A 17,842-nucleotide genomic window follows, 5' to 3' on the forward strand; every position below is an offset into this window, starting at 1 on the left:
GCCGACGACCGACACCGCCCGTCTGGCTCTGCACGTCGGGTCGGTGGCCGAACCCGAGATCGCCGGGTACCAAGGGGCGCCTTGCCCGTGCGCCGGCGCTGCATCTTGCCCTCGGGCCGGTTGCACCGATATTCGACCAGGTTCTCCTGCGGCACTCGTGTTGCGGTTGCCCCATGGGCCCGGTCACCAGCGAGCAGCGGCGCGAAGCGGCAGCTCTCGCAGCCAGAAGCCCTGCTCGGCTCGCTGTCGCAGCTACTGAGTCACCCGTCCACCGGCTCGGCGTTAACAGAGAGCGCCCGTCGCGAACACGATCGGACCCTCGCCCGCAAGCAGCGGCTGGACGAGCCGGCGCAGGACGAGCAAGCCACCTGGACACGCGTCGACGCCCTGATCACCACCCGCAAACCCACCGACTACGACGCCGCCGTCGCACTCCTCGCCGACCTGCAAGCCCCGGCCGACCGCGAAGACCGACCGGACGAGTTCGCCCGGCGCCACGCGGCCCTCCGACAGGCGCACAAGAACAAGCCCAGCCTCATCGCCCGCCTGGCACGCGTGAACCTGTGACCGGGCCGACCCGTCACCGAATCACCCGTCCCGACGACCGAACGCCACCGCAGGCGGGGCGAGCGCGGCGTCACGGCGCGCTCGCCGACCCGGCCGCGTCGTCGTGCGCGGCGACCACTGTCATCCCCACGAGCGGCACGAGCAACTGCCTCCCGAGGAGATACGGCTCGGCGACCCCAACCAGGCGGGCAAGGTCGGCGACAACACCTGGCGCAGAACAACGCAGCGACGGCAGACCGGTTCCCCAGATCAGGCACCAACCGCCCGCCGACCTCCATACAGAACCGTCATCGAGTCATCACCTCGACCCGATCATCAACAGCAGTTGTGACCACGACAAAGTTCTTCCCGGAACCACCCGGTCGGGTTACCTAACCTGAAGCACAAAGCTGACAACATTTCACGCGAAGCGACCACATGTTCCAAATGTTCCAACTCAAAGTCTACAGTGGACACAAGTCAAGATCGTCCGCCGATCACATAACGGCAGGTCAACGAACGATTCGGACGAACTGCCCACTCGGGGAGCCGAGAGGACTCGAACCTCCGACCCTCATGCTGCCATTGCTGTTCCACAAGCGCCCTGACCAGCGCAAACAGAGAACCAGCACGTCAGCCGGCGCAGTCCACCGCCGTTCGAAGCCGTCGCACGTCGTTCAACTCTTCCGACTGCTCCAGATCTGCTCCACAACCGCAGCGTGAATGATGGCAACAATGCTGAACTCAACGGCCGAACACGCGGTCGCCGCGTGCGGTGTGGAACTCAGTCCGCACCCGCAGCGCCGACGCCAACCGCCCGGCCAATCGCTCGCCCCGCTCGTGCCACGCCGCCGTTGTCGCCTCGTCGGGGAAGCCTGAACCCGCCGGGTCGTCGCGGTCGTAGACGGCCTGGAGTTCCTCGTCCCACGCATCGATCGCCGCCGCCAGGTCGGCCGGCGCACCGAATTCGGCCACGAGTCGCTCGGCCGAACAGTTACGGGTCGTCCAGCGGTCCCAGCAGCGCCGCGACCACTTCGCGCACGCCTGCCCCCACGGACGAGACCAGCAACTCGTCGAGCGCGGCCATCGACACCGCCGCGTACTCACCCGGCAGGCGCTCGTCCCCCAGCAGGTCAGCCACGGCCGACCGCTGCTCGTCATCGAGGGGGCCCACCCTCACCCGGCTGACCTGCCGCCCCGACGACAACTGGTCGTGCACGGCCCGCCACAAGGGCCGCAGGGCGGCGGAATCGAGCCCGTTCAACGAACGCACGACCCAACCCTGTCAGAGCCCACCCTTGCGGACTCCGACCGGGATGACGTAGCCCAGCTTGAGCAGGGCCTTGCGGAACCTCAGCTCCTGGTCCGGTCGGACGGCGAGGTGGCGGTCACCGATCGGGCGGCACAGCGCGCGCAGGGCGCGGTCGCGGGTGATCAACGCGGCGAGCGCGGGATCGGCGCACTCGATGACGCGGACGTGGCCGAGGTCGGTCAACCGCGCGCTTCGCCGCTCGACATCCGCGACCAGTGTGCGCAACGCGTCGGGCAGGTCGTGCTCGGTCCGTCCGGCGAGGAAGTCGACGAACTCACCGAGGTCGCGGCCGGTGTCGAGCGCGGTGAGCAGGGTGGCTGCCGACACCGCCCAGACGCGGTCGGCGGTCTGCTCCGCGTGGGCGGACAGGACAAGCCGGTCCGCGGCGCCGATGTCGCCCATGGCGACGACGTCGAGGCTGGGCAGCACCTTCAGCGGCCGGGCCCCGGCGGTGCCGGGCTCGGGCGGTTGGTAGGTGTCGGTCAGACCGAGGGCGTAAGCGCCCAGCGCGGTGAGCCTGATCGCCACGAGTCCGTCGTAGCGGCTCAGCGCGTCCAGGTCGTCACCACCCCAGTTGTCGACGTAGTCGTCGCGCGCACCGCGTGGGTCGACGTAGTCGAGGTCGATCAACCCGAGAGTGCCCGCGTACTCGAACAACACGGCCAGGGTGTAGCGACCTTCGAGGAGTTCCCAGTCGTGGTGCCCCTCGTAGCCGAGGCTGCCGTACTCCGGGTCGACGAGGTAGAGCTTCCACAACGCCACCTCCGTGCGGGCGATGGTGGGACTGATGTTGCCGCGCCGCATGGCGGTGAACAGGAAGTCCACGTCGACCTACTTGCCCGGCGGGCAGGTGGCCAGCGCCGCGGCGACCGCCTGTCGCCGGGTCTTGGCCGCGGTGAGCACGTTGCGGGCTTGCTGGCCCTTGATCTGCTCGACCCGGCTGAACTCGTCGATCACCGCATGGGTGAGCCAGCGCCGCCACAGGCTCCGAATGGCCTCGGCAGATGGCTTCCCGAGCGCCGCACGGCCCTTCGGGGTCAACCGGAGGCGGGTGCCGTCGAGCGAGGCGAGGCCACCGGCCTGGAGCAGCAGCGGCCACGCGAACGCCGCGATGGGCTCCTCGGGGTAGAAGTCACCGTGCGCCAGGTGTGCGCCGACGGTCCGCACAGTCGCAGCCGACGGGCGACGGGTCTTGTCACTGCACTTCACCTCCCCGGCCGCGCACAGTTCGAGCACGGCGCGCAGGTTGGCCAGGGCTTCCTCCTCGGTGAACCGCACCTGCTCCGGCCAGGGATCCATCGGGTTCACGTCCCCCTCGCCCAGCGGCGGTAGGCGTCGACCCACTGCGGAGCAGGCAGCGACAGTCTCAGGACGGGGACGCGCTGCTCCGACTTCCCGCGCACGCAGACAGCCATGATCTGCTCGTCATCGGTCAGGTCCACACCCGTCACGGTCACGTCCACGCCCAGCACCACCGTTTGGAACGGCATGGCGAGGTGCTCCTCGATCATGGCCTGGAAGCCTGTGACGCACTCGATGTCGTCATAGCAGTCGACAGTTGCCGCCGCGATCAGCGCGTCCCGCGCCACCCGGTTCGATCGGCTCACGCCGTGAGGCTCCCACATTCGGTGACAGGACTCGCACGGGGAGCGACAACCGCGTGGGCTACGAGCACCGCTCGTCATCGTGAAGCCTGTCCGGAGTGGGCTTTCTCTTCCTATGCTGCTGCCGTCACGGCATGTCGGGAGGTGCGTGGGTGGTAACGGGTGGCGACCTGGTGACGATGGTTGAGCGATTAGCTCCAGCCGGCACGTCTGAGCGGCCGGTGCGACATCAGGGAATATTGTTGTTGTGGGCGATCGGCAGAGCGGCTCAAGGGCTGCCGCGACTGGTGCGTTGGACCGATGCGCAGGAAGAGTTACGACCGCTGCTCACCGCTCTGGGACGCGAGGGAAGTCGTCCGACGCCGCAGTACCCGTTCGTGGCGTTGGCTGAGACGCAGTGGTGGGAACTGCCTGAGGTACTCGAGAAAACTCCTCGTGCACATGGTTCAGCTCCGCTGAAGTGGTTGAAGAAGCACAACCCGCTGGGCGGACTTCCCTCTGAGATCTACGACCTGCTCGCTACCAACGCGGATGCCCGCGACGCTGTAGTCCGGGCGTTGCTTCACCGGTTCTTCCGTGACAGCCCGACGGCTGAAGCGCTGAGACTGACCGGCCTGGACGACACCAGTGCCGATCCAACGAAAACGCAACCGGACGTTGCTCGGGCTGAGAACTCGTTACGAAGACCTGACGACTACGAGCGAACCGGTCTTCCTGCGGCGTCGAAGAACAGAACGCACGAGGGGCGTCCCACTGTCGGCCTTGTTGGTCCATTGGATGGTCTGGCCTCCCGAAGCGATCCTCTGCTGGGCTTGCCGAAGGCCGTTGACCTGCTCAGAGACCTCATCGGGGTCGAGGTCCGGACCGCGTCCGGCAAGTCGAACACCATCCTGCACGTGCGGGGCGACGACGTCATGGTGAAAACGGAACGATCGCCCGAGGGGCAACCTGTACCGGTGAGCGCCGTGCAGAAGGGTTTGAACCTGCTCGCCACTCGGGGTTCGGTACGGGTGACCACCGACGAATTGGGGCATCGAAGTTCCTTCGTGGGTGCTGTGCTGGCGGTTCTACCTGGCGCGCGGTTCACCGGCAAACCTGCCGTGGTGGTGCTCGACGAGCTGTCGGTCGACGACACCGCTGGCGGCCACCACAACGGCCGGCTTGACTCGATTGCCCAGGTGAAGATCAGACTGGAACAGAGGCGGTTGCGCAGCCTGCTCGCCGATCATCGGGCATCCGCGCAGTGCGCCCTCTGCGGCGATCTGTTTCCACTAGACTTCCTCGTCGCCGCCCACATCAAGAAGCGGGCCTCGTGCACTGATGACGAACGCCGTGACCTCAACAACGTAGCGATGCTCGCCTGCACGTTCGGCTGCGACGCGCTCTACGAATCCGGCTGGATCACCGTCGACGACAACGGACTCGTACGGACACGACCACCGGACAGAGTTCCGCGAGGCAGCATGCGCGACCGTCTCAGCCACCTGAAAGGACGCCCCTGCACTGCCTACACACCTTCATCGGCACCCTACTTCGAGTGGCACCGTACGACGATCTTCGAGGCTTGACGGTCCGGTCGCACGGTTGTTCCGGTCCTGCGACGGGATCACGCCGTTCCTCGCTCCTGCCGGCCCGCAGCGGCATGTCGATGCCCGCGAACCCGTCCTCCACACTCCGGGATACCCCCGGCCGCCACTTCGAGCATCAGACTGAACTGGCGCATCCGCCGCCTCGGCGAAAGACACGCACCCGGCCCACGAGCCCAAGCAGCCAATGCTGGCCACGCCGCAGCGCCCCCACCGCTCCGCACCCGCAGGAACCGCAGACCCGGCAGCGCTGATCACCCCTACGTCCGGCCGCCGCCATCAGCGACGTCCTCGTACGGCGCTTCCGCAGCACCCACCTGCCCGCCCCGGAAACCTCCAGGACATGCCCTCCCGCGCACCGCGCCCCGCCCTCAGCGCCCGCCGCACGATCCGCGAACGACGCCGCTCGTCATGCCCCAGCACTATTTCGGCTTCTGGTACCCCTGCTTGGAGTGGCCGACAAGCACCGCGGGGAGCGGTTCTGCGCCGCCGGGTGCACCCATGCCTGGCACCAGCCAGTCCGGAATCAACCCCGGTGGATTCCGGCTGCCCGCAAGGCATTGAGCCGTAGACTTCGGCAGTCAACGCCGACGAGATCCGGCCGTTGCGCGCGCCTGCGGGAGGAGATCGCATGCAGGACCCTTCGGACTCGATGGAGATCGCCGAGCCTGAGGAGAACGGCCGGAGCGATACCACCGACTCACCTGTCGTGGACGATCCGACGTCCGACTCGGACATCGACTCGACGACGTCGACGATCCTGGTGGAGGTGCTCCCAGGAGTGGCTGTCGTCGCCGGTGAGGTCCCGCCGGAGCTGAAGCCCGATCTGATCGACTTCGGGATCGTGCCGGCTGCCGACCGCAAGCAGATCTCAGCGATCCTCGCCTCGATCGGGAACGCGGCGACCGTGGTCGGCAATCTCGGAAACGCGTTCGCCAGCGTGCAGGGGCTCTACAGGATCGGCAACACTGCACAGGCCCTGCTGAACAACGGCGCGACGCTCGCCGTCAAGGACGGCGGGAACCTCGGAGCGGTGATGGTTTCCGGCCGCATCCTGCATCAAGCCCGCTTCTCCCCCGTGAATGCGGTGAGCAAGGCGCAGACCGCGGCCTCGATCGGGCCGGCGCTGGCTATGGTCGGCCTTCAGATGATGCTGAGTGAGCTCTCGGGCCTCGTCAGGACCAACCTCGCGGTGACCAGTCAGGTCCTCACCACCATCCGCAAGGATCAGTGGGCCGAACTGACAGGGCTCGTCGCCGCCATCGATCGCGCGGTCGACCAGGCGCGAGAGATCGAGTCGGTCCCGACGTCCCTGTGGGAGGACGTCGCGGGCAGTGGAGCGCTGCTGCAGAAGCAGCTTGAGCTCTACCAGGGGAACGCCCGCGACCACGTCAGGCAGATCGGTCAGGCCGACGCACGCAGCCACCGCGAGTATCTGCAGACGAACGCCGAGGCGATCGCCTTCGACGTCTACGCCCTCCTGTCCTCCCTCAAGGCATGGACCGGGTATCACGCGCTTCGCGCCGCAAGGGCGAGAGCCGCTGGACGCGAAGACGCCGCCGAGGCGCAATACGCCGAGATCATCGCGCGCGACACCCGCGCGGAGTTCGACTCCGCTCTCGCCGAGACGACGAGCCTCGTCAACGCGCTGACGCGGGAGCTGCGGATCACCGCCAAGCTCCGCGGCCCCGACGCATGGCCACTGCCGGGGAAGCGGAAGGACGTGAAGGCAGCCCGCGAAGTCTCCGCCCGGCTTCTGGAGGCGATCGAGCCTCTTGCCGACACTCTCCATCCGCCGGCCCCTCCGCTCGAGGCTCCGGGCGTCGTCTGCGCACCCGAATCGCTGGATTCAGCGCCGTACCTTCGCATTCTGCGATGGCTCTTCGAGGACGGTGAGGCCCTACGTGTCCTCGGCTTCCCTGACCAGCTCGATACCCTCGGTCCCATTTCCGCGATCGTCGGCGGAGCGAAGGAGAAGTTGGCGGCAGCGAGGGATAAGGCCACGGCAAAGACACTGGTCGCCGTCACGGATCGCCGCATCATCACGGCCAAGACAAATGCGTTCCTCGAGCAAGCCGAGATCCGTCAAGACATCCCGATCGACCAGGTGCGATACGTCCGAGCAACAACCACACAGGACAGAAGCTCACGCTTGGCGATCGACCTCATCACGCGCGACGAGAACATCCGGTGGCTCTTCCACGCCGACATCGACAACACTCAAGTGGACGCGCTCGCCGCCGTACTTGCCGAGTCGATGACGATCCCGGACGCTGAACGCGATGAGCTTCAACGGCGGCGCTACGCCTCCATTGAGACGGGCGAGAAGAGCGAGAGTGCCGGCACGAGGTCTACCGAACCGACTGGATCCGAGGCCACGATCTGACCACTGCCCCCGCAAATCAGGGTGCGCGGCTCAGGACACCCGCCAGGGCCTGGTCCCACCAGACGATCCGCGCGCCGCAGTCACACCCGAGACGCACGAACCGCACCACACAACGAACTGCGCCCAACAACCGCCAATCCATGCCAACTACGGCGAAGTGCAGCCAACAAGCTGAGCCTCACTCTGCCAGCCCGGACCGACCAGTACGCTGACCTGCGCAAACGGAGAACCGTCAGGTCGACCGATGCCGTTCACCGCCGTTCGGCGCCACTGCGCGTCGCCACACGCCGTTCCACTCCACGCCGTGCTCCAGTCCTGCTCCACCCCGCGCGGTGTGCAAGCCTTGGGCCCCAGCCCATACAAGCGCCGAACACGATAACGGTCCAGACCAGGACACATCACAGTCTCCACGGAATCCGGGGCGGTTCACGTACTGGCGGTTCGAGGTGCGCCATCACATGGCGGCACCGTGAACCGATCCTCCACGCGGTGACTACCATGACGCCTCATGGCACGGGGTGTTCCGAGGTCCATGGCGTCCTTGACCGGTCGGTGGCGGATCGTGGAGATGAGCGGTTGGGACCGCGATGCCATCGACCTGGTCGAGCCGGGGTTCATCGAGTTCACCCGGGACGGTGGCGGCCAGTTCGGTTTCATCGCCGTCCGCGGTGAGCTGGACTGCCGCCCGGCCGAACGGGACGGCCGTGTCGGCGTCGAGTTCACCTGGGATGGCGACGACGAAGGCGACCAGGTCAGCGGACGTGGCTGGGCGTACCTCGTCGATGACGCGAAAGTCGAGGGACATCTGTTCTTCCACATGGGAGACGACTCCAGCTTCCGGGCGGAGCCCTTTGCCCGCGCCGAGCGACTGGACGGGTAGTGAGCGAGTACCCGTGACCGCACCGCTGGGCGACACAGTACCGAGATGACCAGCGATCCTGCTCAACGCCGGAGCGGCTTATGACCGGTCGCCACTGGCCGTTCGCTTATCCAGACGCCGTGTCGCCCCTGATCATCCCGGGTCAGACGAAAGCGGTAGCGAGTGATCTCAACGAAAGATTGGTGCCCGCATCCACCAAGTTGCGTAGCCCAAGTACGAGGTGATGGTGCTGGTCGACCAGGGCATGTCGGCATGGTGGCCCCAAGCGGCGGACAGTCGGGACCAGGTGCCTATGCTTCGGCGGGTGCCTGTGTCTCGGAAACGGAAGAAGAAGCCCGGCAAGTCCGGTCGGCCACTGAAGCCGGCCCGGATGGGCCAGCGCGGATCCGCTGCTGTTCTGAGCGACCATGACCGCGGTGAGCTGGCGGAGGCAATGCGGGGTCTGACCGCCTACCGTGAGCAGGTCCACGCGGGGCGGAGGTCGCGGGCCGCCGCCGCGGCAACGGATCTGGTCACCGACCTCGTGACGGTCGTGGCGAACCAACCCGACATGATCGTGGAAGACGCCTTGTGTCTGCGGGTGGGAGCGCTGTTGAGCGAGGCGGAACAGGCCCCGCTGGATGACCGACCGGGCCCGAGTCACCTGGCCCCAGCCCTGGTGACAGCGGCCGCAGCCGCAGTGGAGGCGACCACCGGCGACGCCTGGCGTGCTCCATGGCGGGTACTCACCGCCGTATCCGACATCTTGCCGTATCCGCACAGCGAAGCCGCAGCCGACACGATCATGCGGTTGCGCGACACAATGGGCAAGCAGGTGCTACCGGCCGCGCCACCCGGCCCCACGGTGACCGGACCGGTGCTGTGGACCCGCGACCGATACGGCAGCCGCTTCGCCGTCACTGCTCCGATCACCACAGCCGACCAGCCGGAGCGCTGGTACCTGTGGGACATCGACGCCTGCGGACACCAGGCGTTCACTGTCCACAGCGGCTACTACCCCACACCAGAAGCAGCGCTGACCGACTGGCAGACCGGCGTCGGCCAGACCGCGGCCGCCGGCACGGAACTGGCCCCGATCGACGACCCATGGCTGCTGACCGAACTGCTCCCCGCCGAGGAAGGACTACTAGGTGCCGGCGGAGAAAACGAGGAGCAGTTCGTCGAATATCACCGCAGCAAACGTTTGACCGAAGCCGTCAAGCAAACGCTGCGACAGCAGCAAACCCGACCCGAGCGCGGTCTGGACGCGGCCACAGCCGCAGCCAAGTTCACCACATGGCTCCGGGCCCACGGCTCCCGCCAGCGGGAACTGCCGGACGACCTGGACGAACTGGCCACCGAACTGGCCGACTCCTGGTGCCTCAACGACATCGACGCCGTATTCGCCACGTGCTCCCCACACCGCGTCGCCCTGTTCGTGCGGCACGTGCACGGCTACTACCTCGACGACTTCGCCAAACAACTGGTCGCCCTGCTACCCGACTGGACCCGCTGGCTGGCCACACGCAACACCACCCCACCGGAACTGGCCGAACGCTGCCTGCCCTACGCCGAGGGCCAACCACACCCGCAGATCACCGTGGACAACACCGGCCCCGACTACCTCGCCCGCGTCACCGAATAGGCCGCCGATTCCGCCGGCCGACATCTGTCACCATGGTCTGCAAGGCCGTTTGGACGCATATCGCGGCGTCACAGGTCGGCGTGGTCGAGCTTGGCGATGAACGCGGTCTTGCGTTTGTGCCGGTCTCGTAGGCGGGCGAGGTAGGTTCCGAAGCCGGTCGCGTCGCCGATGGCATGGTAGGCGTCAGGGACGCCGCCGGAGCATCATGATGGCCTTGTCGTACCGGTGACCGCCCGGCTATCCGCGAGCGACGGCCGGAGGCCACGCAGCCACGCCATCGCCTACGGCGAGTCTTCGAGCTCGTCCTCCCAGCAGCCGAACGGAGCACCGCCGGCGGTGTGGCCCACGACGAACATCCGCCGGCCGTCCCCCCAGGCCCAGTCCGGGTCGGCGAATCGCGTGTCGTCGGGGTCGTCGGTGTGCCGGCGTGTCGTGCGCGGAGCTGGGGGCGGTCGTCGCGCCCATTTCGACGTGGTGGCTGGCAGTGGGAAGCCGATCGCGGTGAGTTCTTCATAGGCGGTGTAGCGGTCGACGCCGTAGCGCTTGGCGAAGGTGCCCACGGTGACTTGCGCGCCGGAGCGGCACCAGGCCCGCGCGGAGTCCAGACGGGCCGGCTTGCGCATGCGGTGACGGCGTGGCTGCACGGTCTTGCTAACGCAGGTCGAGCGCGGCGCGTAGGCGGTCGGGGTTCATGAGGCCAGGTTTGTCCGGGTGGCTGGGGAAGGAGCCAAGTAGCCGGATCAGGTCGTCGCGCCGGGTGGGGTCGGCGGCGGCTTGCCGGGGTGTGTGTCCGGCCAGGGCGGGGATGGGCTCGTCGAGCCACTTCCGCTCGTAGTCGCGGACGAACCGATCGAGCACGGCCGCGACCTCGGGATCGGCTGGGTCAAGCGGTTCGACCGCGCCGGACTGAGCACCGGGCGTGACAGCGGCCACTTCGCGTGTGTTGCGCGCGGGTTGGCGGGACTCCTCGACGACGGTGAGCGTCGGGTCGAGCTTTCGCAGTGTGCCCAGCACACGGTCGAGCCGGGCCTCGCTGTTGGTGTGCACGGTCAGGTCAGCCCCGTCGAGGCGCAGGGTCGCGCGGACAGGTCCGTCCGTGAGGTGTTCGGACCACTGCGGGGTGTCCGCGTTGGCATCGCGTGCGTAGGTCTCGTCCAGTTCGGCGACCAACGCGGCCGGATCACCGGTCCGCAAGATGACTTCGCACAGCACCAGTGGGTCGCCTTCGGTGTTGCGCAGTGCGGGCGGCGCGAACCGTCGGGTGAGGAAGGAAACCAGGTCGACCGGATCGGGCTTGGCGTCCAGCAGCGAAATGAGCTCGTCGCGCTCATGCAGCTCGACAGGTTCGATGCCGCCGAAGATCTGCGTCGTGTCGCCGGCGGGCACGATCCGGGCACAGATCAGCGCACCGACCTTCAGCTGCCGGCTGGCCGTACGCTCCCGGACCTGATGGACGTCGCCGGTGCGCACGTCTCGCACCGTCAAGCCCTCGCCGTGGCGGACCTGTTCGACCTCGAACACGGAACGATCGACGAGCAGCCACTGCTCGGCCAGCAGCCGCTCGTCCTCAGGGAGCAACGCGCCCCGAGCGGCCACGAACTCCGCGAACCCGCCACCCTCGAACAGCACCGCGTCGGTGACCAGCGGGTCAGCCAGCGCGTCAAGCAGACGATGGGGACTGTCAGCGAACTCCACCCGCTCCCGCGCGACGTCCGCCACCTCAGCACGCCAGGAACTGTCGGTTAGGAACATGCCCGCCTTCTGGTACAGCCACCCAGCGCGCTCGTCCAACGAGAGCTGCTCACGGTGGAGGTGGCACTTCTTGTACTTGCGACCGGAACCGCACCAACACGGATCATTGCGGCCGACATCCGAGCGGGGCCCGGCCTCGAACCGCTCGAGCAGCCTGACCAGCGGATGGTCCGGCGAGGCCCCAGCGCGGCGCAGCAAATCAAGTCCTCTGGTCGCATCACCGCGATCGCCGGCGTAGCGGGCGAGCGCGACCAGTGCCGGCGGCCACTGCGGATCCAGCGACTCCGCAGCCTCGTAGTCGGCCTCAGCCGAAGCGGCGTCACCTAGCCGCTCGTGGGCCTTGCCACGCAGCCACCACAACGCCGGCCGGGCAGCGCGTGGTGCCAGCGGCTCGAGCGTCTCGGCGAACAACCCCAGCGCCGCCGCGCCGTCACTACCGGCTCCGACCGTCTCAGCCAGGACCGCCGCAGCCACGGCGGGCTCGGCCAGCACGGGCAGGACCGACCGGACCACAGCGCCTGAACCGGTACCGGATCCGGTCCGGGAAGGCTCCGGCTGGCCGGTCATCTCGGTGGCGAACGCGGTCAACGCGGCGTCACCGCCGCCCTCGTGCGTTTCCGACGCCGCGGCGTGCAAGTCGGCGACCCGCTCGTACAGCGCGGCGATCGCCAGGACCGCGAACGCCTCGTCGTCATCCAGATCGTGCCGCACGGCGATCGCCGTGCGTCGTGCGTTCGCGCGCCACCGCCGGAAGTCGAACCCCGGCGGGGCCAGCCACTCGCCATCGCACACCAACCCGCACGCCTCCAGCACCTCCCCGAGCGGAGGCAGCGGCTCGGTGAACAACGTGGCATCGTCCGCGCACGCCGTCCAGACCGCCGCATCCAGCAACACAGGCTCGTTGGATCGTGCTGCCAGTACCTGCGACAGCCGGCGCCCCACAACGGCCAGCCCTTCCGTCGACATCACCTCGTCCGGCACGGCCTCCAGCAGCAGCCCCTGCGCCGTGACCCGCACCGAGATCACGTCGCCCTCGCTCAGCCCTTTACCCACCAGATAGCCGGCCGACAGCAACAAAGCGCCGAGGTCATCCACCACCTCTGGTGGCACACCTCGCGCCGCCAGCGTGTCGTCGTCGAGCCCCGGCAGCACCCCGATTACCGGCGAGCCATCAACCAGCAGCTGGTACCCCACGTACTCGGTCAACATGTCGACCGGGCACAGGTCCGGGCTCGACTCGAGAAAGTCGTGCTCAACCTCCAGCCCGCTCAACCGACGCGTGAACACCCGGCCGGCCAGCAAAGCCGGCAACGACACCCACCGCTCGTCGGTGAGCACCGCCAGCACACCGGCGCCATCGTCCAACGCCTCCGCCAACGCCTCATCCGCGTCGGCCCCAAGCACGAGACCACGGTCGTTCAGAACGGAACCAAGCCGCTCCTCCGCCATCGGCCCGTACTCGGCCAGCACACCCGCGATGACGTCGACAAGCGTCGAACCCGTGGAAAGGAAGGAGTCAGCCACGGCCGAACACAGTACCCGCCCCAGCAGACCTGGCAGATCTCGCCAGTGACGCTACCGTGGTTCGAATGCTGGATCTGAGTCGACTTGACCTGGACGAGATCGCGCACGCGCTGTCAGACCAGACCGACTACGAACACCGGTGGCTGATCAACCCGGACACCGGGGAAGTCGTGTTCTGGACGTCCGACTTGGGCATCGACGGCAAGACACCCGTCGACCTCGACGACCTGGACGAAATCTGCATCGACCCACTGCCCTCGTACGTCTGGTACCAGGACATGGCCGACTTCGCCGAACTCGTCAATGACGAGCGCGCTCAGCGGCGACTCATGCGGGCGATCCAGGGAAGAGGCGCCTTCCGCAGATTCAAAGTCGAACTGCACGAGGAGTATCCGGAGCTGCTGCCGGTCTGGTACGCCTTCCGCGACGCCCGAGCCCGTCACCGCGCGGTCCAGTGGCTGGCCGACAACTCACTCATCGATGACGACGACGCCACCCAGTACATCGCAGAGCACCCCACCCCAGACATTCCCTGATGGACAGCCGAGTCGCCCGGCGGCATGGCCGCGCGTGGACGGCCCACAGGGATGAGAGGGTGCGGCATGGTGTTTTCAGCGGAGAGGACAGAACTGATCGGGCAGATGCGTGCGTTCGTCAACTGGGTGGGTGCAGGTCGCAAGCTCACCCAGACAGGGCGCATCACCCTGGCTGACGCTCGGATGCTGGTGGAGATGCTGGGCACCGGCGACGTGATCGACCCGACTATCGGCGATCGCGTTTTCCGGACCGCCTCAAGCCAGGAACTGCTCCACCTCATGCTTGTCGTGGAGTGGGCCAAGTCGGCGCGGCTCGTGCGCAAAACGGGCAACCGGCTGGTTCCGGTGAAGAAGAACGCGGCTCTGCTCGATGACGCGCCGACCTTGTGGCTCACGCTGTTCACGTTGTTCGATCAGCTGGGCGAGGCGTTCCTGCCCTCCGGTTTCGGCGAGTCGCTGCTGCGCCGGGAGTTCGCCATCGGCATCCGCGCCGTGTTGACCTCGTTGTACGGCGCCGATCGTGCTATCTCCATCCCAAATGTCTGCGCGACGACGTGGAACGTCGTGACCGCGCCATACGTCCTGGATCACGCCACCGAAACCCAACTCGGCCACTGGCGCGCCTGCAACGATCGTGACACAGGAATGGCGCTCGATGTCCTGCGACGGCTGGGCGCGGTGACGATCGAGAACGGGGCGGTGGGACTGACCGAACTCGGCCGGGCCGGTATGCGCCGGCTCCTGGGCGAGTCGACGCCCGGTGACGCCATCTACCAGATGAAGATCACCCTGACGGGGGTGGCGAACCCGTCGGTGTGGCGGCGGGTGCTGGTTGCGGCCTCAGTCCGGCTCGACCGCCTGCACGAGGTCATCCAGGCCGCGATGGGCTGGCAGAACTCACACCTGCACGCCTTCATCGATGGGCAGACGTACTACGGCGTTCCCGATGCCGAACTGCGGTACCGCGACGAACGCACAACGAGGTTGAACGACCTTGTGAAGCCGGGTCACCGCCTCGTGTACATCTACGACTTCGGCGATGGCTGGGAACACGAAGTCACCATCGAGGAAGCGACCGTCGCCAAGCCGGGCATGACCTACCCGCTGTGCGTTGCAGGCCAGGGCGCCTGCCCACCGGAGGATGTCGGGGGCTGGCCGGGCTATGCGCGGCTGGTCGAGATCCTCACCGATCCTGGTCACGGGGAACACCAGGACATGCTCGACTGGCTCGGCCTCGACGACCGCAACCAGCTCGATCCCACTCACTTCGCCCCCGATGAGGCCAACCGACGTCTCATCGCCATGTCGCAGGCTGGTTCGATCGTTGCCCGGCACTGACGCAGGTCACCATCGGCTCAGTCGTCGCCGCGGTTCGCGTCCCCGTTGGGCTTCGGCGATAGCCAGTGAGTGCGGTACGCCCGCTCGATGTTCGGGTTTCCCGACTTGGAGAACCGCAGTCGCCGACGGTCCCTGGTCCAGCTGACATAGACCGTTTCGGCTCGGTCGCAGGCCCGCACTCTCGACCCAGCCCCGATAGACCCGCATCGCCGTCGTCGTGCCCACCGCGTCGCACCAGCCGACGGTGCGCGCCTCCGACTGATCCGCGTTGTCCCGCAGCCGCGTTCAGCGGTACCGGACTCCTCGACGGGTGTTTGCCTCGATGAAGGTCTTGAGCCCTTCGCGGCTGATGAACTTCCTCGTCCCGATGGCCACGTGCTCGATCTCACCGGTCCTCACAAGCTCGTACATCATTCCTTGTGACAGACACAGGTGCCCGGCTGCCTGTTTGATCGACATGAGTGCGCTGCCATCCTCGGAGAGTGGGACTGGCGCCTGCGTCAGCGGACTCTCCGCGGCAACGACATCCAGGTCGGTGTCCGTTGTGCGCCAGCCGCCGAGGAATCCGTACGGCCGATCGAGCTCTTCCTGCACCTTCTTGGCGGCGTCTTCCTCGTTCACCGCGCGCACGAAGCGCTCCGCGATCTGAACGCGGCTGACGACGACGCGGTATCGCATGGGATGACTCCTTGTCGGCGGCATGGCTGAGGGCGCCGAGGGTGCCGCGTTCCGTGGTGCGGCACGCCGTGCCACGTTGTCGGACATGGCGACCGCCGCCTCGCCCGCCATCATGCGGGTCAGAGCGTTGGAGGCGGGCCTGGATGACGGCCGTGTTGCAGGTAGAAGCGTCCAGCCTCAGTGATCTGCGCCTGCCAGGCGCCGCGCTTCCTCGACACCGAGACAAGGCGCCGGTCCTGCAGCGCCTTCGCTGTCGTCTTGTACGAAAAGCCATGCATGACGCCCTCAGAGCATCCGTCGGCAATCCACTTCAGCACAGCGACCTGGGTGTCGTTGAGCGGATCCGTGAGCCGCACCATGAACGACAGTAGTAGCAGAAGATCGACAACGATCGACATCGTGCTCGTCGGCGACGACATTGAGCGGACCTGGATCCCAAAGGAGACGATGATCAACAACTTCGGCAGACCGTCTCAACCAGACCGATCAGCAGATAAACGGCGCCGAAGTCCTCACTCCCCCACGACTCCGTCTCTTCGGCCACTGGACCGGCCAAACCGCGCGGTTGACCGTTGCCGACCACGCGTTCAGCTCGCACACCGGCCCATTGAACAGCGAGCACGACAAGGGTACGGCCACCGTTCGACAAACCTGATCGACTTGCACGCTCCTCACCGGCAGCGCATACCGGGACGCCCACCAACTCCATCCCGCACGGAGACCACCATGGCCTGGACAGAGCAGATCGGCCCGCACTCGTGGCGAGTCCGCTACCCCACCGGAGACGGACACACCGCCTCCATCTCAGGATTCACCACCAAACAAGCCGCCGACAACTACGCCAACGACATCGAGAGCGACCAGCGCCGCAACACCTGGCTCGACCCGAACCGCGGCAAGATCACCGTCGCCGAGTGGGCCGCCACCTGGTTCGCCGCACTGGATCTCGACCCGCGCACCATCGACAACTACCGCAGCATCCTGCGCTGCCACATCCTCATCCGGTGGGGCGGCACACCACTCGCCGCCATCACCGCGCTCGGCGTCACCAAATGGATCAACAACCTCCACCGGCTCGGCTACGCACCCACCGCCGTCGCCAGCATCGTGAAACTGCTGTCGATGATGCTCACCGACGCCGCCGACGAACACCTCATCCCCGACAACCTCATCCGCAGACGACGCCGCCGCGGACGCCGCGCCCGTCGCATCGAACGCGAAAAGACCTGGGCCACCCCAGAAGAAGTCCTCCGGATCGCCAACCAAGCCACCCAGCTCGACGGCGAAGGCGCCGGACTACTCATCATCACCGCCGCCTGGACCGGCTGCCGCTGGGGCGAACTCACCGGACTACACCGCGACAACCTCGACCTCGACGCCGGCACGCTCACCATCGACCCGCTCATCGGCGCTCTACACGAAAGCACCCACGAACGGTGGCTCGGCCCGCCCAAGACCGCCGCTTCCGCCCGCACCATCACGCTGCCGCCGTTCCTCGTCGGCCTGCTGCGCTCCTACCTGCAACGGCACACCGTCGACTATGTGTTCACCACGCAGAGCGGAACCTGGCTGTGGCGCAGCACCTTCATCCGCCGCGTGCTCGGCCCGGCCGTCAACGGCAACCGTGACCACCCAGGCGCCCGCGTCCACACTCAGCCCATCCGGCCAGGACTGACATTCCACGGACTACGGCACAGCCACAAGACCTGGCTCATCGCCGGCGGCGCCCCCGAAATCGCCCAAGCCCGCCGACTCGGACACCACCTGCACAACCGCGTCGTCGAGGTCTACTCCCACGTCGCACCCGAAGTCGAACAGCGGCTTCTCAACGACCTTCAACGCCAATGGACCACCGCATCGGTCATTGTTCGAATGCACCCCATCGCACCGGAACCCGTACGACGTCGACTCATCGGAACCGCTGCGGCATAAAGAATTCACTGCCCCTCACACCGTTGGCATGAGGGACACCGCAACCACCGAGGCCACACCACCGCGAGACGATCATGCTGGAGAAACGTCCTCCAACTCTCCTCCACAGGGTCAACGCGCCCGCGATAGGAGGCGATCAAGACC

Annotated in this window: 17 protein-coding genes and 1 pseudogene; 9 read left to right on the plus strand and 9 right to left on the minus strand. The window is 67.1% G+C overall.

Features of this window, described 5'->3' with window-relative positions; all coding sequences use genetic code 11:
- Positions 1-120 precede the first annotated feature (120 nt).
- Complete coding sequence (locus FM051_RS23190; RefSeq protein ID WP_158846710.1) at positions 121-567, plus strand: hypothetical protein; 447 nt, start codon at positions 121-123, stop codon at positions 565-567.
- 723 nt (positions 568-1,290) lie between these two features.
- On the opposite strand, the gene FM051_RS23195 is transcribed toward FM051_RS23190, so the two are convergent.
- Genes FM051_RS23195 through FM051_RS23210 form a run of 5 tightly spaced genes read right to left on the minus strand, consistent with a single transcriptional unit; the run spans position 1,291 to position 3,465 of the window.
- Complete coding sequence (locus tag FM051_RS23195; RefSeq protein ID WP_158846712.1) at positions 1,291-1,521, minus strand: hypothetical protein; 231 nt, start codon at positions 1,519-1,521, stop codon at positions 1,291-1,293.
- 19 nt (positions 1,522-1,540) lie between these two features.
- Positions 1,541-1,819: a TIGR02679 domain-containing protein gene (locus tag FM051_RS23200; RefSeq protein WP_158846714.1), complete on the minus strand. Its 279-nt coding sequence runs from the start codon at positions 1,817-1,819 to the stop codon at positions 1,541-1,543.
- Between the two features lie 12 nt (positions 1,820-1,831).
- Positions 1,832-2,683: a helicase-associated domain-containing protein gene (locus tag FM051_RS51990; RefSeq protein ID WP_238412587.1), complete on the minus strand. Its 852-nt coding sequence runs from the start codon at positions 2,681-2,683 to the stop codon at positions 1,832-1,834.
- Positions 2,684-2,689: 6 nt separating this feature from the next.
- Positions 2,690-3,157, minus strand: a complete 468-nt coding sequence (locus tag FM051_RS51995) for a hypothetical protein (protein ID WP_238412588.1) — start codon at positions 3,155-3,157, stop codon at positions 2,690-2,692.
- 5 nt (positions 3,158-3,162) lie between these two features.
- A complete protein-coding gene (locus tag FM051_RS23210) occupies positions 3,163-3,465 on the minus strand; it encodes a hypothetical protein (protein ID WP_158846716.1) in 303 nt (100 codons plus the stop codon).
- Between the two features lie 149 nt (positions 3,466-3,614).
- Between FM051_RS23210 and FM051_RS23215 the strand changes: the two genes are divergently transcribed.
- The 5 genes and pseudogenes from FM051_RS23215 (at position 3,615) to FM051_RS23230 (ending at position 9,938) form a co-directional block, all read left to right on the plus strand.
- On the plus strand, positions 3,615-5,030 hold the full coding sequence (locus FM051_RS23215; RefSeq protein WP_158846718.1) for a phosphorothioated DNA-binding restriction endonuclease family protein: 1,416 nt from the start codon (positions 3,615-3,617) through the stop codon (positions 5,028-5,030).
- Positions 5,031-5,482: 452 nt separating this feature from the next.
- Positions 5,483-5,551, plus strand: a pseudogene (locus FM051_RS54020) (hypothetical protein); the annotation flags it as partial.
- A 128-nt stretch (positions 5,552-5,679) separates the two neighbouring features.
- Positions 5,680-7,434: a hypothetical protein gene (locus FM051_RS23220; protein WP_158846720.1), complete on the plus strand. Its 1,755-nt coding sequence runs from the start codon at positions 5,680-5,682 to the stop codon at positions 7,432-7,434.
- A 508-nt stretch (positions 7,435-7,942) separates the two neighbouring features.
- A complete protein-coding gene (locus tag FM051_RS23225; RefSeq protein ID WP_238412589.1) occupies positions 7,943-8,314 on the plus strand; it encodes a hypothetical protein in 372 nt (123 codons plus the stop codon).
- A 223-nt stretch (positions 8,315-8,537) separates the two neighbouring features.
- A complete protein-coding gene (locus FM051_RS23230) occupies positions 8,538-9,938 on the plus strand; it encodes a hypothetical protein (protein WP_158846722.1) in 1,401 nt (466 codons plus the stop codon).
- Positions 9,939-10,219: 281 nt separating this feature from the next.
- On the opposite strand, the gene FM051_RS23235 is transcribed toward FM051_RS23230, so the two are convergent.
- Positions 10,220-10,561, minus strand: a complete 342-nt coding sequence (locus FM051_RS23235; protein WP_158846724.1) for a hypothetical protein — start codon at positions 10,559-10,561, stop codon at positions 10,220-10,222.
- Between the two features lie 28 nt (positions 10,562-10,589).
- Positions 10,590-13,160, minus strand: coding sequence for an SEC-C metal-binding domain-containing protein (locus tag FM051_RS23240; protein ID WP_202918976.1), 2,571 nt, complete (start codon positions 13,158-13,160; stop codon positions 10,590-10,592).
- A gap of 119 nt (positions 13,161-13,279) precedes the next feature.
- On the opposite strand from FM051_RS23240, the gene FM051_RS23245 reads away from it, so the two are divergent.
- Positions 13,280-13,750: a UPF0158 family protein gene (locus tag FM051_RS23245; protein WP_158846726.1), complete on the plus strand. Its 471-nt coding sequence runs from the start codon at positions 13,280-13,282 to the stop codon at positions 13,748-13,750.
- Positions 13,751-13,816: 66 nt separating this feature from the next.
- Positions 13,817-15,088 (plus strand): plasmid pRiA4b ORF-3 family protein, encoded by a 1,272-nt coding sequence (locus FM051_RS23250; protein ID WP_158846728.1) that lies wholly within the window; start codon positions 13,817-13,819, stop codon positions 15,086-15,088.
- A gap of 285 nt (positions 15,089-15,373) precedes the next feature.
- On the opposite strand, the gene FM051_RS23255 is transcribed toward FM051_RS23250, so the two are convergent.
- Complete coding sequence (locus tag FM051_RS23255) at positions 15,374-15,766, minus strand: helix-turn-helix domain-containing protein (RefSeq protein WP_158846730.1); 393 nt, start codon at positions 15,764-15,766, stop codon at positions 15,374-15,376.
- A gap of 119 nt (positions 15,767-15,885) precedes the next feature.
- The gene (locus tag FM051_RS23260) at positions 15,886-16,164 is read right to left on the minus strand and encodes a hypothetical protein (protein ID WP_158846732.1); all 279 of its coding nucleotides are present in this window, start codon (positions 16,162-16,164) and stop codon (positions 15,886-15,888) included.
- Position 16,165: 1 nt separating this feature from the next.
- On the opposite strand from FM051_RS23260, the gene FM051_RS23265 reads away from it, so the two are divergent.
- The gene (locus tag FM051_RS23265; RefSeq protein ID WP_158846734.1) at positions 16,166-17,698 is read left to right on the plus strand and encodes a tyrosine-type recombinase/integrase; all 1,533 of its coding nucleotides are present in this window, start codon (positions 16,166-16,168) and stop codon (positions 17,696-17,698) included.
- Positions 17,699-17,842: the final 144 nt, after the last annotated feature.

Source organism: Saccharothrix deserti (genome assembly GCF_009769385.1).
Taxonomy (GTDB): domain Bacteria; phylum Actinomycetota; class Actinomycetes; order Mycobacteriales; family Pseudonocardiaceae; genus Actinosynnema; species Actinosynnema deserti.